At 41.8% G+C, this 20386-nt stretch carries 18 protein-coding genes and 2 pseudogenes; 6 read left to right on the forward strand and 14 right to left on the reverse strand.

Annotated elements, in window-relative coordinates; genetic code table 11:
- Positions 1 to 7: 7 nt before the first annotated feature.
- Together V7K40_RS04685 and V7K40_RS04690 are read right to left on the reverse strand one after the other, a co-directional pair.
- Entirely contained in the window at positions 8 to 2668 is a 2661-nt protein-coding gene (locus tag V7K40_RS04685; protein WP_334957173.1) for a TonB-dependent siderophore receptor, read from the reverse strand.
- 189 nt (positions 2669 to 2857) lie between these two features.
- Positions 2858 to 3835, reverse strand: coding sequence for an AraC family transcriptional regulator (locus V7K40_RS04690; RefSeq protein ID WP_334957175.1), 978 nt, complete (start codon positions 3833 to 3835; stop codon positions 2858 to 2860).
- A gap of 147 nt (positions 3836 to 3982) precedes the next feature.
- On the opposite strand from V7K40_RS04690, the gene V7K40_RS04695 reads away from it, so the two are divergent.
- Positions 3983 to 4207: a hypothetical protein gene (locus V7K40_RS04695; protein ID WP_334957177.1), complete on the forward strand. Its 225-nt coding sequence runs from the start codon at positions 3983 to 3985 to the stop codon at positions 4205 to 4207.
- A gap of 348 nt (positions 4208 to 4555) precedes the next feature.
- Here the strand turns inward: V7K40_RS04695 and V7K40_RS04700 are convergent, their stop codons facing one another.
- The 8 genes and pseudogenes from V7K40_RS04700 to V7K40_RS04735 form a co-directional block, all read right to left on the reverse strand.
- Positions 4556 to 4771 (reverse strand): hypothetical protein, encoded by a 216-nt coding sequence (locus V7K40_RS04700; protein ID WP_334957179.1) that lies wholly within the window; start codon positions 4769 to 4771, stop codon positions 4556 to 4558.
- Entirely contained in the window at positions 4752 to 5252 is a 501-nt protein-coding gene (locus V7K40_RS04705; RefSeq protein WP_334957181.1) for a TonB-dependent receptor, read from the reverse strand. The genes V7K40_RS04700 and V7K40_RS04705 overlap by 20 nt, the downstream gene beginning before the upstream one ends.
- A 112-nt stretch (positions 5253 to 5364) precedes the next feature.
- Positions 5365 to 5550, reverse strand: a pseudogene (locus tag V7K40_RS04710) (PepSY-associated TM helix domain-containing protein); the annotation flags it as partial.
- 300 nt (positions 5551 to 5850) lie between these two features.
- Positions 5851 to 6279 (reverse strand): annotated as a pseudogene (locus V7K40_RS04715) (AMIN domain-containing protein); the annotation flags it as partial.
- Between the two features lie 235 nt (positions 6280 to 6514).
- Entirely contained in the window at positions 6515 to 7219 is a 705-nt protein-coding gene (locus V7K40_RS04720; protein ID WP_334957183.1) for a Uma2 family endonuclease, read from the reverse strand.
- An 84-nt stretch (positions 7220 to 7303) separates the two neighbouring features.
- Positions 7304 to 7519, reverse strand: coding sequence for a helix-turn-helix domain-containing protein (locus tag V7K40_RS04725; protein WP_334957220.1), 216 nt, complete (start codon positions 7517 to 7519; stop codon positions 7304 to 7306).
- Positions 7520 to 7601: 82 nt separating this feature from the next.
- Positions 7602 to 8747 carry a PepSY-associated TM helix domain-containing protein gene (locus V7K40_RS04730; RefSeq protein ID WP_334957185.1) on the reverse strand — a complete coding sequence of 382 codons (1146 nt, stop codon included), beginning with the start codon at positions 8745 to 8747 and terminating at the stop codon, positions 7602 to 7604.
- A 29-nt stretch (positions 8748 to 8776) separates the two neighbouring features.
- Positions 8777 to 8971 (reverse strand): hypothetical protein, encoded by a 195-nt coding sequence (locus V7K40_RS04735; protein ID WP_334957187.1) that lies wholly within the window; start codon positions 8969 to 8971, stop codon positions 8777 to 8779.
- Between the two features lie 52 nt (positions 8972 to 9023).
- On the opposite strand from V7K40_RS04735, the gene V7K40_RS04740 reads away from it, so the two are divergent.
- Positions 9024 to 9371: an ATP-binding protein gene (locus V7K40_RS04740; protein ID WP_334957189.1), complete on the forward strand. Its 348-nt coding sequence runs from the start codon at positions 9024 to 9026 to the stop codon at positions 9369 to 9371.
- Positions 9372 to 9548: 177 nt separating this feature from the next.
- On the opposite strand, the gene V7K40_RS04745 is transcribed toward V7K40_RS04740, so the two are convergent.
- The 4 genes from V7K40_RS04745 to V7K40_RS04760 form a co-directional block, all read right to left on the reverse strand.
- The gene (locus V7K40_RS04745) at positions 9549 to 10940 is read right to left on the reverse strand and encodes a hypothetical protein (RefSeq protein ID WP_334957191.1); all 1392 of its coding nucleotides are present in this window, start codon (positions 10938 to 10940) and stop codon (positions 9549 to 9551) included.
- Positions 10941 to 11354: 414 nt separating this feature from the next.
- A complete protein-coding gene (locus tag V7K40_RS04750; protein ID WP_334957193.1) occupies positions 11355 to 13025 on the reverse strand; it encodes a phosphatidylglycerol lysyltransferase domain-containing protein in 1671 nt (556 codons plus the stop codon).
- Positions 13026 to 13227: 202 nt separating this feature from the next.
- Complete coding sequence (locus V7K40_RS04755) at positions 13228 to 14130, reverse strand: alpha/beta hydrolase-fold protein (protein WP_334957195.1); 903 nt, start codon at positions 14128 to 14130, stop codon at positions 13228 to 13230.
- 121 nt (positions 14131 to 14251) lie between these two features.
- Positions 14252 to 15223: an alpha/beta hydrolase-fold protein gene (locus V7K40_RS04760; protein ID WP_334957197.1), complete on the reverse strand. Its 972-nt coding sequence runs from the start codon at positions 15221 to 15223 to the stop codon at positions 14252 to 14254.
- Positions 15224 to 15366: 143 nt separating this feature from the next.
- On the opposite strand from V7K40_RS04760, the gene V7K40_RS04765 reads away from it, so the two are divergent.
- The 4 genes from V7K40_RS04765 (at position 15367) to V7K40_RS04780 (ending at position 20120) form a co-directional block, all read left to right on the forward strand.
- A complete protein-coding gene (locus tag V7K40_RS04765; protein ID WP_334957199.1) occupies positions 15367 to 16320 on the forward strand; it encodes a lysylphosphatidylglycerol synthase domain-containing protein in 954 nt (317 codons plus the stop codon).
- A gap of 281 nt (positions 16321 to 16601) precedes the next feature.
- Entirely contained in the window at positions 16602 to 16991 is a 390-nt protein-coding gene (locus V7K40_RS04770; protein ID WP_334957201.1) for an agenet domain-containing protein, read from the forward strand.
- Between the two features lie 159 nt (positions 16992 to 17150).
- The gene (locus V7K40_RS04775; protein WP_334957203.1) at positions 17151 to 17591 is read left to right on the forward strand and encodes a hypothetical protein; all 441 of its coding nucleotides are present in this window, start codon (positions 17151 to 17153) and stop codon (positions 17589 to 17591) included.
- 60 nt (positions 17592 to 17651) lie between these two features.
- Positions 17652 to 20120: a tetratricopeptide repeat protein gene (locus tag V7K40_RS04780; protein WP_334957205.1), complete on the forward strand. Its 2469-nt coding sequence runs from the start codon at positions 17652 to 17654 to the stop codon at positions 20118 to 20120.
- The last annotated feature ends 266 nt before the right edge of the window (positions 20121 to 20386 follow it).

The raw sequence follows: 20386 nt of genomic DNA on the forward strand, positions 1-20386 counted from the left end.
ATAAAGGTCAAAACTCAAACGAAATCGTTCCCAACACAGTCAAGGGTGCTTGAGGAAAGAGGTAGTAGCCATTCGTGTCGTAATATTTGACATCAAAGATATTCTTAAAGTTGAGCGCAGCCCGCCAATTATCACGTTTGTAGGAGATTGCGGCATCAGTTCTGACGTAAGAAGGAATAGTAAAGGGATCACTCTGATAGGCAATGCGCGAGCCGACAAAAAAGATACCTGCACCAAACTGTAATCCTTGCAAGTCACCCTTTTGAATTTCATAGGTTGTCCATAAAGAAGCGCCATGATAAGCTGAATTTTCCAGTCTGCTTCCTACTGGAATGCTGTTATCCTTGCTCACAAATGCATCATTCAAATACCCAGAAGCAATAATCTTCCAACCTGGTAAAATTTCTCCTGCTACATCCAGTTCAATCCCTCGACTTTTTACTTCTCCCACTGCGATTGAGAAGTCGGTATTGTTAGGGTCTGTTGTGAGTATGTTTGTTTTAGTAATATCATAGGCGGCTAGCGTTGCCGAAAGCCGTCGCTCAAAAAGCTCAGATTTTATACCAACTTCGTACTGTGTACCGCGAGAAGGTTCGAGTATTTCTCCACTAGCCGTTCTGCCAGTGTTGGGAACAAAGGAACGGCTGTAACTAGCATAGAGCGAAATCGGCTCTATGGGTTGATAGACTAATCCCACACGGGGCGAAAAGGCATTACCGTTAAACTCAGAGCTATTGATGTCTCCACCTAATGGTCTTGTACTATTGACGCTATCAACAAAATCGTATCTACCACCAACCAGCAACTTCAAATTAGATAGTAGGGTTACCTGGTCTTGCAAATAAAGACCTAGTGTGTCGGTTTTGCCAGAATAATAAGTAGCATTTTCTAAGGTTGTAGGACGGCCAGCACCATAGACAGGATTGAAAATATCGATTAAGCCAGTACTATAGTTATAGTTAGATAAAAGACCAGGTGGTGATGTGTTTCGACTCAACTCCAAACCTAGCAGGAGTTGATGGGCAATTGAACCAGTATTGAACTTACCAATTAAATCATTTTGCCAGGAGTAGTATTTAGTGAGGAGATCGTCGTTTACTGAGTAGTCGCGCTGCAAAGTACGACCATCTGATTGAATGCTGTCAATGTTGACATAGGCACTGTTATCAACGAACGATTGGAAAAAAAGAGCGCTTCGCAGTTGTAAACTTTTGCCGAAATGCTGATCCAGCGTTAAAGATGCGCGATGATAGTCTAGATTGTTAAAGTCATTAGGCTCTCCGAAGTTGCGAGTGATGGGAAGCGTCAGAACGGGGTTATTCGGTGGAAAGGCGCGATCAAATCCTCCACGTCGTCTACCATACTGGTATTCAAAAGTGAGAGCTGTGTTTTCGCTAGGCTTATAAGTGATGACAGGGGACACAGTGAAATTATCGTAATTATAGAAATCCCGGTAACTGCCGGAATTCTCGTAAGCAACATTCAAGCGATAGAGTAATTTTTTGTCGGTGGTGAGTGGTCCAGAAAAGTCGATGGTACCCCTATAAAAACTGAAACTACCTGCTGTAAATTCTGCTGCATAGTAGGGATCGCTCAAGGGTTGCTTAGTCACATAATTGACGACACCGCCCGGTTCAATCTGACCATACAATACAGAGGCAGGACCTTTAAGAACTTCAACTCTCTCTACACTGGCTGTAGCTGGAGGATAGCTGTCGGTTTTGAAACCATTTGTCAGAATGTTGTAGTTGGTAAATCCTCGAATCGTGTAGATATCAAATGCATTGGCAAAGCCTGTTAACGGGGACACGCCGGACACATTGCGGGTCGCATCGCTAATCCGCGTGATTTGCTGGTCTTTGATTACCTCTTGCGGGATAACTTGAATCGATTGGGGAACATCACGTAGAGGTGTATCGGTTCTGGTAGCAGTTGATGAATTTGTGACACGATAATTATCTTGTTCGCCAGTCACCACTAACTCAATCGGCTCATCACCCGAAGCTGATGGTTGAGTTGGTTGTGTCTGATTCTGTGGCTGACTAGTTTGGGGTGGTTGTGTTTGCGGTTGCTGCTGTGATGGTGTGGGTGATGCCGCGCTGGCGACAGAGAAAATTATCCCCTCATCTGGACTATCAAACAACTCCACAACTGGCTGACTCACTTGGCCTGTGACTATTACCCTGATAGTATTGGCATCAAAGTTTGTCACCGTGATTTCGCTAACACCCGCTATTGGTTTATCTGAGCGAAACGTAAACGCATCGCCCGACGGGAGGCGCAATTGGGCATTTGGAATATCAGTGATAAAATTATTACCACTAGAGCGATTTACTAGCGGCAACTGTTGTCCCTTAGATGTCTGTAAAATTACCTCTACACCTTTATCGGTGGGGTTTGCTTTGACTGCTGTAACTTGCACAATTTCTGATGTGGGTGTTGGCGACTGCACTAATAACATGCGAGCACTAGTCAAAACAGGTTCTATCTCACTTAATTGCCTAATCCTCTTATTTGCATTAGTTGCTGGGATCATCTGAGGTAAGCTCCGATTTTCTCGGTTGTTTGTCAGATTCTGGCTAGGACTAATTTCTTGTGCTGATACAGTCTGTCCAAAAAACACTGACACTAAAGTAGCCACCAACAATGGCAGTTGCAAATTCCACATATTTTCCTCACACCAAGATAATTAAGCAGGCGTTAGCAACAGAGCAAATATTTTTGCTCATTAGTCGAGAAAGCTTCTCAAATTGCTCTTGGTAGTACAATACAGGATTTCAATCAAAAAAATGGCTCCCAAACGGAATTTTTTTGCGCCATAATTGGAACTTAGGAGTAGATTTATACAGTAAGAGGTCTAAATATTCTTTTGCGTTTGATATGCTTTGGGATTTATGCCGTATTTTTTCCTAAATGCACTCGCAAATCGACTGCGGTTAACATAACCAACTATTTGAGCGACTTGTTCAATTTTCATTTGCCCTGACAGCAGTAATTGCCTGGCTTGTTCCATGCGATAGTCGTGTAAGTAACCAAACACTGTAGTCCCAAAAATTTGACGAAACCCGCGTTTAAGAGTGTATTCGTTAATACCCACTTGTCGAGCTAGATCGATTAATGAAGGTGGATTACAGATATTTCTTAGTAAAATCTCTCTGGCGTGATGGATGCGATCAATTTCTTGAAGCCGTAACAGCTTTTCTGTTGGCGCTGCTACTCGATCTGCTAGCTTGAGGGAAACCAATTCTAGCACTTTGCTCTCGAGATACATTTTGCGTGTTAGTCCCTGATAAGGACAATGAAGAATCTGCTGAAGCGCGACTTGTTTGGCTGGGGTAATTAGACTAGGACGTAGATTAAAATATTCTGGTACACCTGCGATCGCCTTTTCCAAATCTTTTGGTACTTGTTCTCCATAACTTTCGATCAACGTCAAGAGTGTTTCTGGCTTAATTATCAAACTCACCCACCTCAGATTACCTGCTCCATCAATGTTGTTATTCGATTGTGGATACACACCGCCAAAAATATAGTCTTCTCCTGACTTTTTTGGTTGTCCATCACAATCTTGTCCCAATCCAGCTAAAGTGAATCCAAATTCTAAACTATTTTGGTGATGGGCATGAGTGATCCACTTGATTGACTGCGGCAAATAGGTTTCAAGAATTTCGATGAGAATGCCTTCACGCAGCGGTATCCAGCGATAATAGCCTTCGCCCAGTTCTTGAGGATACCGACAAAGACGATCTTCTTGATGGATTGGATCGATTAGGAGTTGTGGATTTGCTGCTTTCCTCAAATCCCAAAAATCATATACCGTGATGTTAATTGTCATCGTGTGTGTACTATGCGATCGCCGTTGTTTAGATATATTACATCTGTGCGATCGCTATCTTCATACTTGCATCAAGTTGAAAAATTACTAGAATAATTGAATTTGTAAAAAAAACAAGGTGCAGAATTTGAGAAAAAGACTGAACTAGTGCTGAACGCAGCTAAACCAATATTATCGCCGCTGTTTATTGAATTCGGGCAGTCGTTTATTGAATTCGGGCAGTTGTTTATTGAATTCGGGCAGTTGTTTATTGAATTCGGGCAGTTGTTTATTGAATTCGGGCAGTCGTTGATTGAATTCGGGCAGTCGTTTATTGAATTCGGGCAGTCGTTTATTGAATTCAGGCAACCACCAAGAATTCACGGAAAGTAATTTATTGCTAATTTCTCGCCCTCTCTAAAACGGGAGCATCCCAAATGTGCAAAATGCCCTTAGATGTCTTAGCAGAATTAATTTTCACTTTTATGTCTATTTATAATTGCGATCGCTAGGTCAAAAACTTACACAAATTGTGCATAGCTGTAAGATTTACGTATCCATTTTATGATGGGCTGTATTTAGGGTGGTGCAGTAATGCCTACGCAACTTACCGACTAGAGATATAAATTTGATGTTGGGGAGCCAGTGTGTTAGATTTAGATCCCCGAATCCTTGAACAAGTCGGGGATCTGGGCGGCAACTTTTGCTTAAGTAAGTGCCATTCTACCCTACGGACTGCTGTTAAAACTGCACAGAAACTGTTCCTAGCACTGTCAACGGCGCAGCGGGATAAACACTGAGTGTACTAGTGGCACTTTCAAAGTAGTAGGTATCAAACAAGTTCTTAATGTTTAACCCCACACGCCAGTTATCTCGCCGATAATAAAGGGCAGCATCCACGCGGGCATAACTGGGTAAGGTGAATATATTTCCTAAATCACCCTGCCTGTCGCCCACAAATGTAACACCGCAACCAAATCCAGACCCTTTCCAGCCTCCGGTTTGATAATTCATAGGTTGTCCATAAAGAAGCACTGTTACGGGACACATTATTAGGTATATTTCCCTTAAAATCAGGATTGGTATCTTCAGTGATTTCAGGATCAATGTAGGTATAGCTCCCAATAATTTTCCATCCCGGCAAGATTTCTCCGGCGATATCAAACTCAATGCCACGGCTACGCTGTTCACCCACTTCAATGCTGAATCCTGGATTGTCTGGATCGCTAACGATAATGTTTTGCTTGGTGATTTGATACGCCGCCAGGGTTGCAGCTAATTTACCATCCAAAAACTCGGTCTTGACTCCCACTTCAAAGGCTTCACCCGTGGTGGGTTTAAACGGGCTGTTGTCTGTATTGACACTGAAGGGACGAGAGGGTTGGAAGGAGCGACTGTAACTGGCATACAGAGAAACAGGGGGAATGGGTTGATACACAATCCCCACACGCGGATAGGTAGTATGGTTTCTTAGGGGAGCAAGCGGCTACGCAGCTAATACAACAAGGCAAAAGTTAAAAGAAAGAATCAAGATTGTGCAAACATTTTACTTATTTGGTGGTGGTAGTTTTATTTACGCCTTGCTGTACCAGGTTTTTCCGATAGCGATACCACCACATCACAAAACCACTAACAAACAAAATTAACGGTGCAAGTCCAACGAACACATAGAGAATGCGAGTAAGCAAGCCGCCAAATGTGCCGAAGTGTAGGGGAGGAAAAGAATTGAGAATGCGTAGCCGCTTTGCGGCTTGTCGCTAGACATCGCCTAATTGATACTTCAATCAAGTTGAAAAATTGCCAAAATAATTAAGGTGTAGGGTTGTGTTGGTTTGGAATGTTTCGCGCTGTGCGCTGATCGCACTCACGTACAGAATTGATGGACAGAAACTTTGCTAAGGGAACTCCCTCAAACTTGGTTAGGTAGCGATGTCTACGACGGGCTACGCCTACGCTCAAATCCTGTAGGTTGTTGGTTGCTCTGGCGGGGTTTGTTGTGACCCTGGCGCAGGCGGGGTGGGGTTTTGCGCTCTAGATGCAGCACTGGCAACCTCAAAGATTAGACCCTCATCTGGACTGTCAGATAACTCAACTGTTGGTACACTTCCTTCACCGATAACTGTCACCCGAATCGTATTGGCATCAAAGTTAGTGACTGTTATTTCAGTAATACCTGCAATTGGTTTAGTGGAGCGGTATGTAAAGGCTTCACCCGATGGTAAACGCAGTTGAGCATTGGGAACATCAGCGATAAAGCTATTACCAGCACTGCGATTTATAACTTGTAACTGTTGACCAAGAGAAGTCTGTAAAATTATCTCCACGCCTTGATTGGTGGGATTGGCTTTCACTCCCGTCACCTGTACTACCATTACACCATCTTGAGCCAGCAGTGCAGCACTTCTTTGAGGATGAATAATATCCTGAAGGCGAGAAATATCCGAATCTGCTTCAGCAGGTTGCATCGTCAGAATTGAGATTACACCTACTACGAAAAGAATATAAGATTTTTGACCCATAGCTCTACACACCATGATCGCAGATTTGCAAAACAGTTGCAAGTAAATTTCGATAACTTTTAGGTAGAATAGGGCATTTTCTGATTTCAGGTGATCTCTACAGGGTCATTTGCGATCGCTAGCCGGACTTTTTTGCCACTGTGCTTATATCTGTTCTATTGAAGCGATCGCCTTCCTACCTTTATTTCTGCAACTGCTGCACAAACGCACTATGCTCCGGTGATTTCAATCCCGCTTGCACCACCTCTAACACCTGCATCATCTGATTGTTCAACAGCGCTTTCACCGCCAACCATAAACCCGGAAACACCTGAGAGCGAATAATTCCATCTGCATCGGGAGATTGCAATCGATAGTCGCCATCACTTAGGCAAAACCATTCAATTTGATTCTCGTAGGATTGCCAAATTACATACTCCAATACCCCATTACGGCGATAAACCTGCTTTTTGCTGCCTCTATCAATAGCGACACTACTCGCTGCAATTTCAACAATCAATTCGGGAGAGCCTTCAATGTAACCGTCGCTGCTCAAACGGGTTTGTCCGCCTGCGTCCGGCTCAATAAACAGCACTGCATCTGGCTGGGGTTCATTATCTAAATCTAGTCTGACTGTCGGTGCATCACTCAAATCAACACCAGGAGTCAGTGATTGGTAGACTCCTAACCAAGTTATAACTCGACTGTGAGGTTTGCCATGCTGCTCATGTCTTAAGGGAGATGCCACGTAAACGATTCCTTCAATGAGTTCTGCTTTCTTAATATGGGTTGCAGCCGCATAACGCCGTTCAAATTCGGGGCGAGTGAGGCGATCGCCACTTTCAAGCGGAGGCAGATGTCTCTGAGACGAATTGGATTGTGTTTCGGGTGAGTAGTCTCTAACCATTTGCCAATCCTTGAAGTTGCCGGATACTTTTGACTTTAGCAAACCTCTTGTGCAGGTTGGCTAAATCATGCCATCTATTTGCTTTTAATACGCTTTTGGATTTACACCGTATTTTTTTCTAAACGTACTAGCAAAGCGACTGCGGTTTGCATAACTAACTTTTTGAGCGACTTGTTCAATTTTCATTTGCCTTGACAGCAGTAATTGCCTAGCTTGTTCCATGCGATAGTCGTGTAAGTAACCTTGTGTGTTGTACTGTGCGATCTGCGTATCGCCGTTGATTAGATATATTACATCTATCTATGCGATCGCACTGCGAACCGTAGGTTTATTGCCTTTGGTTGCTGTTATGTGAGTCCGAAATCACTGATTCATAAAAATGTTAATTCGGCAAATTTGAACTTGATGTTGTATAAATATGTGGTTTTGTGCGGTGACGATACTGCCACATCACAAAGCCAGTGATAAATAGAATTAACGGTGCAAGTCCAACGAAGACATAGAAAATGCGCGTAGGTATTCCGCCAAAAGTGCCGTAATGGAGTGGTTCAAAAGAATTGAGGACGCGATCGCCCAACGGCATCTCCAATATGTTATCCACTCGCAACACTTTACCACTGTACTGGTCGAGATAAACATAACTTTGCCCGTTCTCATCATTATCCTGAGGCAATTTAAAGCGAATACTCAAAGCATCTTCTGGTTTACGAGGAAAGTAAATTGTCCCCAGCATTGCATTTAGGAAGGTAGCACGAGCAGTTTTTAATTGGTCTGCCAGTTCCAGTGGAGTTTTACCAGGAACAGGTACAGAGACAGGTTCCAATGCTGGCTTGCGGGTAAATGTCACTGCATAGATGATGGGTTTAGTGAAATCAGAGAAATTCCAGCAGAAACCAGTGAAGCCTGTGAGGACAATAAATATAGCTGTAACAATGCCTGCAACTTTGTGAATATCAAAGTTAACCCGTTTTGGATGAGCATCAAGCTTGATTTTGAAGCCGTTGAGCAGCTTTCTCCAACCGGGCCAGAGGAGGATACCTGTAATACTGAGGATACACATCAATAAGGCAGCAATCCCAGCGATCGCATATCCAGTTTTACCTGCTAATAAACTGTAGTGGAGTTCGTAGACAACGGAGAAAAATTTTTCCGAAAAAATTTCCTGACTGTTTCCAAGAACCACTCCAGTGTAAGGGTTGACATAGAGTTCAGCCAAATCGCTTTCCCGTTTTCTGGGAACAACGATCGCGGGAGCATTTGGCTTTGCAGACATATAAATCCGATCAATTGTTACGCCTGGTTGATTTGCATAGGCTGTTTTCACCTGATTGAGGATAACTTCCACAGGTAAGCGTTCGCCACTAGGAGTAATCGTTCCAATCTGACGATGCAATAAAAAGTCACTAATTTCATCATGAAAGACTAACAAACTACCCGTTAGACCGATAGCGATCGCAATCAGACCTACAGCTAACCCGATATAACGGTGTAGTCTTAATACAAAGTCTCGGAGTTTTTTTGAGTGCATAAACAATACTCCTTTGTATTCTATTGGAGTCAAAACTGCCACGAAATTGTTCCCTGCACCGTCAGCGGCTCACCTGGAAAGACTCTGAGAATGTCAGAAGATGATTCGTGGTAATCAACGTTGAAGATATTTTTGATGCTGACAGCAGCTCGCAAGCGATCGCGTGATTCATATTTTGATTCAGCAACGCCAATTTTTCTCAAGTTTATTGAAAATAATCTCATATTTTTTATGATTATCAGAGCGAAACGTAAACGTATCGCCATTCTTGTAACTATGAATATCATCACAAACGCGATCAATGCTTTGGAAGAGTCATATATCAATAACCAGCAGTCAAGTTGTAATCTGCAAATCACTATCCGTACTGAGTTACTCAACTCAGATTGGGTTGCTATTGAGATTGCTGACAATGGAGTGGGAATGTCACAAGAAGTTCAACAACGTCTATTCGATCCCTTCTTTACGACTAAAGTAGTAGGAAAGGGAACTGGTTTAGGGATGTCAATTAGCTATCAAATTGTCACAGAAAAACATCATGGTCAACTGCGATGTATTTCATCTCTAGGAGAAGGAGCAATGTTTATAATTGAGATACCTATTCGACAAAATAAATCCATATAGCCAAATCTACTGGCTGATAATCAAGAAGTGCAAAAATGCTAAAAATACTTAATAGTTTTGTATTTTATATGCGGCTTTTCCAGCAGTCATCAATTAGATTTATAATACATATTTATAGTGGCACAATAACTTGTGCCACTACTGTGTAATAAGCAAAAATTAGAACTGCTATGCAATCTAATTGTCTATAGCGACAGAAATAAGTTTGCTGTAATATTCAGTTTTTGCATAAATACTGATGATACTATCACCAACTGCAAAAAAAGTACCTTCTTGCTCATCTTTAGAAAATTGTAAATCGGGATATTTAGCTGCAACTTCCTCAGCAGTCATAGCTTTTGCTTCCATTTTATCCGGCAATAGTCCAGTACAACCAATGTAAAATACCAAAGGAGATATCTGATCTCGGTAGATTTTTTCTACATATTGCTCTAGCTTAGTATTCGCTGCTGTCAAAGCAGCAACCATTTCCTCTTTGCTGATTTGCTTACCAGTTTGTTTATTCTCCAATAACTGCGCCAAACTATCAGCACCAACTTTCTTAAGAATACCTACAACTATGCCATTTTGCTCAAGCCCAAGAAAATCATCAAAAATTGGTTTCATAAACTCGTCAACTTTCGTAATCTTGGTGCGTGATGACAGTAACCTGTGCCTAACAGTGAGATTCTCATTAAATGCCATCTCAAAACTCGGCTTAATGATAATTTCTCCAGTTTGTTTGTCATAAAGACGATACATTCTATTTAGAAACCTGTTAGCAGAAGGTAACTTACTGAGATGAAGAATTTCTTCACTACCGATGTCGATTTTATAGCTCAATCTTGAGTCAAGAGTCCCATGAAGTAAAGCTTGATTGACATCAGTGTATTCATTAGTTGTAGGAAAGTTGATATAAATATTCTTGGACAAATAGTGCTTTTGAAACTCGTCTAACTGTGCCGCTATAAATACATCTGACTCTTTTTTCAAGTGAGCAGAAATAATACTACCAAGCACTTTAATTTCTGCTAGCTGATAGAATAGTCCATCAATGCTACTGTAACAACTATCAAAGGCTACAAGCGGTAAGTTATCTAGCTGGATGGAATATTCAGCATTGAAGTCAAAATCTTTTGCATCCACCACACCCTTTTCTTTGAGCAAGTCAAAAGCTTTTTTACTACTAAGTTTGATTTTTAAGGACTTCACATTTATTTTGCCGTCACTTACAATCGTGTAATTATTAAAGCTATTGAGGTCATTTACCAGCAAACCTGCTACCTCAATAGTGGGGGTTTGGTCTTCAAATTTGGTAAGTTTGACTTGACGTTTGACAAGCATGTTAATAGTAGCAGTATTGCGATTAAACTGAAATTCGCCCATACCAACATACTCATTATTATCTATATATTCTGTTTGCAACCAAGGTTGAAGCAGTTCCCCATTTTCGTTTCTAACACCTTTAATACGCTTAATACCTGTTCTTTGATAATCTTCTTGCAGATGTTTAATATTGATGATGATATTGTTGCGATATTCTGCAAAAATTTGGATGAGTTCTAGCAGAGAAATTTGATTACTTGCCATATTGTCACCATCCATATAAAGAGATCAAGAATCTATTTGTCTTGTTAAGAGTCTCCGACTGGGAATGCCTAATGAGAGGCTCTGAGACTAGCAGCAGAGCCGCAATGAGGAGCATTTCCAGCCAGAGGCTGGAAACGAGGTTTTAAAAAAGTTTTAGCTTAAGTTGACACTAATGGGCAATGCCATGCCCCTAGCAACGTATTTGTATCATTATTAAAGTGAAATGGTATTACATCCTCTTATAGTACAATTATACTATAAAAAATAAAATTGTGTAGGCGTAGCCCGTCGTAGACATCGCCCTGCAATGAGGTGTTATTCTGTACCGAGCATTTCTGCCATACTGCTGAATAACGCCAGAATAGATGCTTTATAACCTTTGTGCCCCTGAGTAACTTTGTATAAATTCGTTATTTAGGCTCCGGGTTTGAAATAATCAAAGAGGCGATCGCCTGAATCTGCGCGAATCAATGCCACAACTACATCGGGTAAGGTGGTTAAACTAGGGTAAACCAAATAACGTGGTTCCCAACCGGGGCGGAACTTGTCTTTGTAGGAGTGCAGTCCTTTGAAATTGTAGAAGCGACTCAAATGTTGGTAAAGATAGTGCAATACTTTCTCCAAGCGGCGCGATTCTGGGTTGTCTCCAACTCCCGCAAAGGCAGAAAGACCGAAATTAAAGCTGTCGTAGCCACACTCTTTAAAATGCTGGAGTAGGGAAATAAATAGAAAGTCCATTGTGCCATTTTCGATGGACGGGCGGTGTCGCATCATGTCAATGGTCGCTTCGTTGAGTTGGTACTCCCGGACAATGTTAGCAAAGGCGCTGATCTCACCTTCGGGATTATGCATTACAGCAATTTCGCAGTCTCGCAGGTAAGCTTCCTCAAACCAACCTAAAGAAAAGTGTTTTTCTGAACCTTGTACCATCTTCAGCCATTCATCACTCACAGGTTTGAGTCGGTGCAATAAATCATTGGCGATGGGTGGTTGGTAAAAATCGATTTGGTATCCTAGCTTAGTTAAACGATTGATTGATGGTCTAAAGTTTTTACCGGCTTTACCTTGTAAGGTAAAAGTTTTCAGGTCAACGATCGCTTCTTCTCCAATCTTGAGTACCTTAAACCCCAACGATTTGTAAAGCTGAATATCATCAGGCAAAGTTTGGTAAAAGCCAGGATACCAATCGTTGCGCTGGCAAAACTGCTGGAAAGCAATAATTGTCTCTTTGCGGTCTTCAATCGGGCCTATGGGATCTCCTAAGGCGATCGCACCCCGTCCTTTGGGAACATAAGCAATTACACTGTTACCAGTAGGACTAAAATAATAACTTTTATCATTTAATAGGGTCAACGCTGCTAAAGAAGAACGGCCGTATTGCTCGACAATTTCTTTTGCCTTTTGCTGTTCCTTTGGGGTTGCTAGATTCCGCCAAAATACAGGTTGCAACAGCATTAATATTGCATATGCAATGGTAACCGCGGCAATAATATAGATGGAATTAGCAAAAAATTCTCCAAATCGGCCCTTTGGTTGCAGTCCCCAATTATCCTCGGTGAAGAACATCGCTAAAGTCTGAACTATCGCTTCACGCCAATTAAAATTCTCTGAAAACTTGCCGTCTAACAAGTAAAATCCAATAGTTCCATATGCCAGAGTAAATAATAAAGCGCCTATTAGCACTCGAACTCCCCGTGCGATTGAAGGACGGTCTGATTTTGCTGTGAAAAAATGGCGCATCCAGATTAATTGCAGCAGCAAAACTCCAGAGAGGAGACTTTCTTCATAATCTAATCCCTTCAGCAAGTGGCTAAAAATGGAAATCACTAGTAAACCAATGGTCAGTAACCAGGCTATTCTTTTTCGCCGTAACAAGTTAGTAGCAAGTGTGAGTAAAACAAAGCCAGTCAGCGCTGCAAATACATGACCAGTGGCACGAATTTCAAATGGTAAAAATTCCTTCAACCAGTGATTTCGCCCATATAGGTTAGGTGTCACTGCTGATAACAAATTTATTACTCCGACTAAACCTGTAAGGAAAGCTACATTCCAAAGTCCAATCTGAGTTTTTAAATTATTGGTCATTAGTCTAAAAGTATTAATTAGAAGTTAGGAGTTTTGGCTCTACCACTCTCTTTAGGGACTAAAATAATAAACAAACTAGTTTTATCGGCTGTGTTACTTATACGGGTTAAGTTTCGATGTTTTGAATTTTCTCCATAACACCTTAATTTGAATGTCATAGCACAACCAAAGCGGTAGAACCTGAGTTTTCAAATTTTAACTCTTAACTGTTAACTTTTTTAAATTGTTCCCCTACATAGGAAAGCGAATCTTTAAGATGTTTGTGGAAGTAGTTCCAGCCTACATCAGCGCCAGACAAACCATGACCTCCTGGAAACGCATAAAATACGTGAGCAATGCCTAATTTGTTTAAGGTTTCGTTGAAGGCTTTGGTAGAAGCCAGTAAATTAGTATCGTTCAGACCCGCATCCAGGTAAACACGCAATCGCTTGCGATCTTCAGGTGATAGCTGTTGCACGATTTGTTGGGGACTATTTTGTGAACCGCTATTATCAGTAAAGTAACCGCTATGACTAAACAGAATATGGAAGTTGTTCAAATAGCGTAACCCAATATTAAAAGCCCCCCATCCCCCAGAAGAAAGACCTCCCAACGCCCAAAACTGGGGTTCTTCTAAAGTGCGGTAGCGCGACTTGACAACTTGTACTAATTCTAAACCAATCAAAGTCCCTATTTTACCATTCGGCCCATCAAAGTAATCAGGATCATACAAAGGACTAGAACCGCGATTATCATTACCATCAGGTGTAATCACAATCGATGGTGGTAATTTTCCATTTTGATAAAGCTTATGCAGTATGTCTAAAATTGCATATTTATCAGCGTAAGCACGGGCATCATCATGACCACCGTGTAGTAGGAATATCACGGGGTAGCGCTTTTGCTGATTTTTGTTATAACCAGGGGGCAAAATCACGCCGTAGTTACGGACTGCACTCATCGCTTGGGAGTTGAAGGTTGCTAATTGAAACTTTAGCCCAGTATTTGCTTGTTTTTGGGGCGGGTCTAGTTGCGGCGCACCTAAGATAAATACATAATAATAACCACTAATAGTAAGGATAGCGATCGCTCCTGCCAAACTAATTAAAAATTTAGAAATTTTCATCTTTTTTTAGTTGGTAAAAAAAGTTATCTCTAATCAAACTCACTTCTAGTTAATCTGCTACAATTTTCCAGCAGAGTTTTCAATATTTACATTTTGATATGAATGTTTTGATAAAATTGGATTATTTTTGAGTATTGTTAGCAGAGAAATCTAATTTTTCAGATTTATGTGCTATATCAGACAATCTAAATTGTTCGCCCACAAATGTCAAAGAATCGGCTAAATGTTTGCGCCAGTATTTCCAGGTATGACTGCCAGGGAACTCACGAAATAGATTATAAATTTTTAGTTCGTTTAGAACTTTAGCAAATTTTTCGGCTTGGTCGATTTCTTCAATATCTGATTTACCTGAATCTAAATATATCCGCAACCTTTTTTTAGCTTGTGGAGGAATGGTTTTAATATAAGCTATTGGACTATTGATTGGGCCGCTTTTATCCTGAAAATAACCACTATGACTAAATAAGATCGAGAAATGATCCGGGTTATGTAATCCCACATTGATTGCTCCCCAACCACCAGAAGATAGACCACCTATTGCCCAAAAATCTGGATTGGTTAGTGTCCGATAACGGCTTTGCACAACTTTTACTAACTCATCCCCCACGGCTGTAGAGACTTTACCGTTAGGGCCATCAATATATTCAGGGTCCCGGTAGGGACTAGAGCCACGTTTGTCGTTGCCATCTGGTGTGATGATGATGCTGGGTGGCAACTTCCCTGTAGTATAAAGTTGTTCCACAGTCTTGAGAGCTTGTCCCTTGTTTTGAATAAACCAATCAGTGGGGTTACCATGTCCACCGTGGAGGAGAAAGATTACAGGATAGCTTTGTTTTGGGTTTTGCCCATAGCCAGGGGGTAAAGAAACGCCGTAGGTACGACTTGCGCCCATTACTTGACTATCGTAAGTTTCAATTTTGTAACTTAGGGGAGTAGCTACGTCGCTAGCATTAGGTTGGGTTGGTGGGACAGAAGGCATTGTTTGTAAATCTTGCTGTTGAGGTATTTTTGCTGCTACAGTTTGACGGTAATTACAGCCAACTAGAGTTAATACTGAAACTAGCAAGAGAATTTTAGATTGTTTGTAGTTCATCTTTGAAGGGTGTGGGGCATTTGGCAGTTGATGCTGGCAATCAAAAGCTTATGCAAATGATATGTCAATGCTGTGTCAACCTAATGGAAACTTTACGACTGCTAATAAGTTAAAAGTAAAGAGTTAGGATAAGTTTTTTCACGATGCTTAAAAAGTTGCAACACAATTTCAGTTCTTTGTTTGGCTTGTTGCTGCTGGTGCTTTCCCTGTGGGCGATCGCTCACGAATTACGTGAGTATAATTATCGTGATATCTTCAACTCTCTAGCTACTATTCCCAAAAGTCGCTTAAGCTGGGCAATTTGGCTGACAGCCTTGGGCTATCTAGTGATGATTGGGTACGATATCTTAGGTTTTAGCTACATTAATCGTTCCCTAAGTTGGAACAAGATTGCTTTAACCAACTTTATTAGCTCTGCGTTTAGTAATACGATCGGTTTTGCTTTGCTGACTGGCAGTGCTATTCGTTATCGATTTTATGCTAGTTGGGGAGTGTCAGCAGTAGCGATCGCTCAAGTAATTGCTTTTGCCAATTTTACTTTTTGGTTGGGGATGTTTGCTGTTGCAGGTTTCTTGTTCCTTGTCAACCCCCTGAAAATTCCCACTCAACTACATTTACCTTTTACCACTGTGCGTCCCATCGGCGTGATTTTTCTGCTATTGGTAGCTATCTATTTGCTAGGAAGTATTCTTATTCAACAACCGTTAATAATTCGTGGACAAGAATTTCGATTTCCTTCTTTTAAAATATCCCTTGCACAGATAGCAATTTCAAGCTTTGACTGGATTTTGGCAGCGGCAGTTCTTTATGCTGTGCTTCCTGCTAATATATCTTTGTCCTATCTGGATTTTTTGGGAATCTACTTACTAGCGATGTTTGCAGGTGTTGTTAGTAATGTCCCTGGTGGTTTGGGAGTGTTTGAAACTATAATTTTGCTGATTCTCTCCTCAAAAGTTTCTGGTGCAGCAATTTTGGGTTCATTGCTGGCTTATCGGGGAGTCTACTATTTCTTACCTTTGCTAGTAGCAGCGGGTTTGCTAGGACTTTATGAAATTAGATTGAGATCCGCTAATTTCAAAAATATCAATAAACTGTAAAGTCCCGTTTCAGTATGAACACGAACAACAAGATCCCCGACTTCTCGAATCAGTCGGGGATCTAAGACTTTCAATTAAGTAAAATCGGTAACTGCTGTTAATTTTAAATACGGAATACTTCAGCGATATCTTCACAAATAGCGGCGGAAAATCATAATTTTTGCTGACGCGATCGCTAATTTTATTCCATAAAGATAGTAACAGTTAGTGGCAAATTTTGAATGAGATTTCCATAAATCATCATCAAGATTCGGTTTTACTGATTGAGGATAGAAAAAATTATGAAAAACAGAGTATTGTTTGCTATGAAGATTAGGGAAACTTGGGTAGGAACATTGATTCCCAGTGCTTTTGCTGCTTCACCCTATTCTGTGGGACAAAAGGCTGAGGTTCTTTGGCAGGAAACATGGTATCCGGCAACGGTTCTTAATGTTAATCATGATCAGTGCTATATTACCTACGATGGTTATGATAGCTCCTGCGATGAATGGGTTGGATATTCACGCTTTCGAGCATCATTTCAAACGGGAGATTCAGTAAGAATTTTGTGGAAGGGGATATGGTATCAAGGACAGGTTTTAGAAGTTAGTAACAATCTTTATAAAGTTACTTATGATGGCTACGATCGCTCTTGGGATGAGTGGGTTGAACCTTTCAGGGTAAGCAGATAAGGAATATTTCACTTTTATAAGTTGGGAGGGACGATTTCACCTGTAGGAGTCGTCCCTTAAATTGTTTTATGATTTATTTTGCTATTTGTTCTCCCTTACCTATTTAGAGACTGTTAGACTGAGAACCATAAGTATAATCTCGTGTATTTTGGCAAACTTATGGAGCCAGTATCACTGACAGCAGCTGCGATCGCAAACTTGGTGATCACCAAAGCTATAGGAAAAACCGTAGAGAAGATAACAGAAAGTACACTGGACAAGCTAAAACTGCTGCGTCAAAAAATTTGGGATAAGTTCAAAGGTAAGCCGAAAGCACAGGAAGCCTTAACAAAAGCTGAACAAGGTTCTAAGCAAGATTTAGATTTAGTGGCTACCTACTTGCAAGTGGAGATGGACACCAACCCCCAATTTGGCGAAGAAGTTCAAAGCCTTGCTAAAGAAATTCACCAGGAAATTAATATTGGCAAGGTTCAAGGTAAAAATGTCCAGAATGTTTATGGAGGTCAAGGTTTTCAAAGCAATGATAGTAAAGCTCCTACGTTTCAAGGTGTAGAAAATAGCCCCATTACTATCAATTACAATAATCATCCCCCTGATTGACTACAGTCGCCTGAATGGGAACGGGTAAAGTTAAATCCCTCTACTGAAATACCGCAAAATTTGCCCCTGAGTGGAGTGGTGGAATTTGTCGGGCGTGAGGAAGAATTGCAAAACCTCCACCAACTTTTGCAGGATAATAAACAAGTTGCGATCGCAGCTATTGCTGGTATGGGTGGAGTTGGTAAAACAGAACTCGCTCTGCAATATACCATTCAGCAACGCGAAACATATAAGGGTGGGCTTTGCTGGTTGCTAGCAAAAACTGGGGATGTGGGCATTCAAGTTGTGCAGTTTGCCAGAACGCAGCTTGATTTAAAGCCGCCAGAAGATTTTGATATACTCGCGCAAGTGCAATATTGCTGGCGGCGTTGGTGTGAGGGTGATGTGCTGCTAGTGCTGGATGATGTCAGCGACTACGAGGAAGTTAAGCCTTACTTACAGTCGCTATCTTCTCGGTTTAAAGTGTTGATGACTACGCGCCAGAACTTGGGACGCATCGCACAGTTATCTTTGGATGTGCTGCAACCAGAAGCGGCGCTGGAGTTGTTGAGGTCTTTACTCAAAGAAACACCAGAGCGAATTGAGCGAGAATTAGCTTTAGCAAATCAGTTGTGTGAGTGGCTGGGATATTTACCTTTGGGTGTGGAATTAGTGGGGCGCTATCTGGCGCGGAAACAGGATTTATCCTTGACAGAAATGTTGCGGCGGTTGGAAAACAAGCGATTAGATGAGCGTTCCCTCTCTAAATCTATGTTGGAAGCCGACATGACAGCACAACGAGGTGTGTTAGCAGCCTTTGAGTTGAGTTGGCAGGAATCAGAGGACGACGATAAGCAACTGGGTTGTTTGTTGAGTTTATTTGCCGCCGCACCTATACCTTGGAAGTTGGTGGAACAGTGTTTGCCAGAAGAAGATGCGGAAGATTTAGAAGAAATTAGAGACGATAGCTTGCTGAATCTACATTTACTCCAGCGCAAAGGTGAGGGAGTTTACCAATTGCATCCACTGTTGCGGCAGTTTTTCCAATATAAGTGTATAGGTTTAGAAAAGGCAGAAAAACTTAAGCGATCGCTTTGTCGGGTAGTGGTAGCAGTTGTTAAAGATATTCCTCAAACTCCCACCCTTAAACAAATCACCGATGTCACACCTGCAATACCTCATTTAGCTGAAGTAGCAAAAAATCTCATTCAATATGTCAGTGATGATTATTTAATTTGGGCTTTCACCAGCAATGCTAGATTTTACAGTGGTCAAGGTTTATATAACCAAGCTTTACCTTGGTATGAGCAGTGTTTAAAAGTCACTAAAAAGCGCTTGGGTGAAGAACATCCAGATGTCGCAGAAAGTCTCAACAATCTAGCGACACTCTACGACTCTCAAGGCAGATACAGCCAAGCCGAACCCCTTTACATCCAAGCTTTGGCACTCTACCGCAAGCTGCTGGGTGAAGAACATCCAGATGTCGCACTTAGTCTCAACAACCTCGCGTATTTCTACAACTCCCAAGGCAGATACAGCGAAGCCGAACCCCTTTACATTCAAGCTTTGGCACTCTACCGCAAGCTGCTGGGTGAAGAACATCCAGATGTCGCACTTAGCCTCAACAACCTAGCGTTTCTCTACGAGTCCCAAGGCAGATACAGCCAAGCTGAACCCATTTACATGCAAGCTTTGGCACTCAGGCGCAAGCTGCTGGGTGAAGAACATCCAGATGTCGCACAAAGTCTTAACAACCTAGCGGGACTCTACGACTCCCAAGGCAGATACAGCGAAGCCGAACCCCTTTACATCCAAGCTTTGGCACTCTACCGCAAGCTGCTGGGTGAAGAACATCCAGATGTTGCACTTAGTCTCAACAACTTAGCGACACTCTACAACTCCCAAGGCAGATACAGCCAAGCCGAACCCCTTTTCATTCAAGCTTTGGCACTCTACCGCAAGCTGCTGGGTGAAGAACATCCACATGTCGCACTTAGTCTCAACAACCTAGCGGTACTCTACGACTCCCAAGGCAGATATAGCGAAGCCGAACTCCTTTACATCCAAGCTTTGGCACTCAGGCACAAGCTGCTGGGTGAAGAACATCCAGATGTCGCACTTAGTCTCAACAACCTAGCGTTTCTCTACTACTCTCAAGGCAGATACAGCCAAGCCGAACCCCTTTACATCCAAGCTTTGGCACTCTACCGCAAGCTGCTGGGTGAAGAACATCCATCTGTCGCCAGAAGCCTCAACAACCTAGCGGGACTCTACAACTTTCAAGGCAGATACAGCGAAGCCGAACCCATTCATATCCAAGCTTTGGCACTCAGGCGCAAGCTGCTGGGTGAAGAACATCCAGATGTCGCAGCTAGTCTCAACAATCTGGCAAAACTGTACTATTTACAAGGACGTTATACCGAAGCTGAACCATTGTATCTGCAAGCTTTGGAGATTTGTAAGCAACGACTAGGGGTGAATCATCCCTGGACTGTTAAGTGCCGTGAAAATCTAGCAAATCTTCGCGATCACCTTTCCTTAGAGCAGTAAAATTTGACTTCTCAGCAAAGCGTACCGTGATTAAACTGAAAAGCGCGATCACCTAAACTAAAATTCATGTTGAATTAAGTAAAAATCCCTGATTACTTACTCAAAATGAGCTTTGACTTACTCAAAAGCAGCTTTTCATCTCACATTTTGGTGTTTTCCGCAAGCAAAAGCAGCTTTGACTTACTCAAAAGCAGCTTTTCATCTCACATTTTGGTGTTTTCCGCAAGCAAAAGCAGCTTTGACTTACTCAAAAGCAGCTTTTCATC

Origin of the sequence: Nostoc sp. (assembly GCF_036917195.1) — a bacterium.
Classification (GTDB): domain Bacteria; phylum Cyanobacteriota; class Cyanobacteriia; order Cyanobacteriales; family Nostocaceae; genus Nostoc.

Excerpts from the sequence above, each read along its gene's own strand:
- V7K40_RS04775 (WP_334957203.1), top strand. The coding sequence starts at position 17,151 with ATGGAGCCAGTATCACTGACAGCAGCTGCGATCGCAAACTTGGTGATC.
- V7K40_RS04720 (WP_334957183.1), bottom strand. The coding sequence starts at position 7,219 with ATGGTTAGAGACTACTCACCCGAAACACAATCCAATTCGTCTCAGAGA.
- V7K40_RS04750 (WP_334957193.1), bottom strand. The coding sequence starts at position 13,025 with ATGACCAATAATTTAAAAACTCAGATTGGACTTTGGAATGTAGCTTTC.
- V7K40_RS04690 (WP_334957175.1), bottom strand. The coding sequence starts at position 3,835 with ATGACAATTAACATCACGGTATATGATTTTTGGGATTTGAGGAAAGCA.
- V7K40_RS04760 (WP_334957197.1), bottom strand. The coding sequence starts at position 15,223 with ATGAACTACAAACAATCTAAAATTCTCTTGCTAGTTTCAGTATTAACT.
- V7K40_RS04765 (WP_334957199.1), top strand. The coding sequence starts at position 15,367 with ATGCTTAAAAAGTTGCAACACAATTTCAGTTCTTTGTTTGGCTTGTTG.
- V7K40_RS04745 (WP_334957191.1), bottom strand. The coding sequence starts at position 10,940 with ATGGCAAGTAATCAAATTTCTCTGCTAGAACTCATCCAAATTTTTGCA.
- V7K40_RS04685 (WP_334957173.1), bottom strand. The coding sequence starts at position 2,668 with ATGTGGAATTTGCAACTGCCATTGTTGGTGGCTACTTTAGTGTCAGTG.
- V7K40_RS04770 (WP_334957201.1), top strand. The coding sequence starts at position 16,602 with ATGAAAAACAGAGTATTGTTTGCTATGAAGATTAGGGAAACTTGGGTA.
- V7K40_RS04735 (WP_334957187.1), bottom strand. The coding sequence starts at position 8,971 with ATGAGATTATTTTCAATAAACTTGAGAAAAATTGGCGTTGCTGAATCA.
- V7K40_RS04740 (WP_334957189.1), top strand. The coding sequence starts at position 9,024 with ATGAATATCATCACAAACGCGATCAATGCTTTGGAAGAGTCATATATC.
- V7K40_RS04730 (WP_334957185.1), bottom strand. The coding sequence starts at position 8,747 with ATGCACTCAAAAAAACTCCGAGACTTTGTATTAAGACTACACCGTTAT.
- V7K40_RS04755 (WP_334957195.1), bottom strand. The coding sequence starts at position 14,130 with ATGAAAATTTCTAAATTTTTAATTAGTTTGGCAGGAGCGATCGCTATC.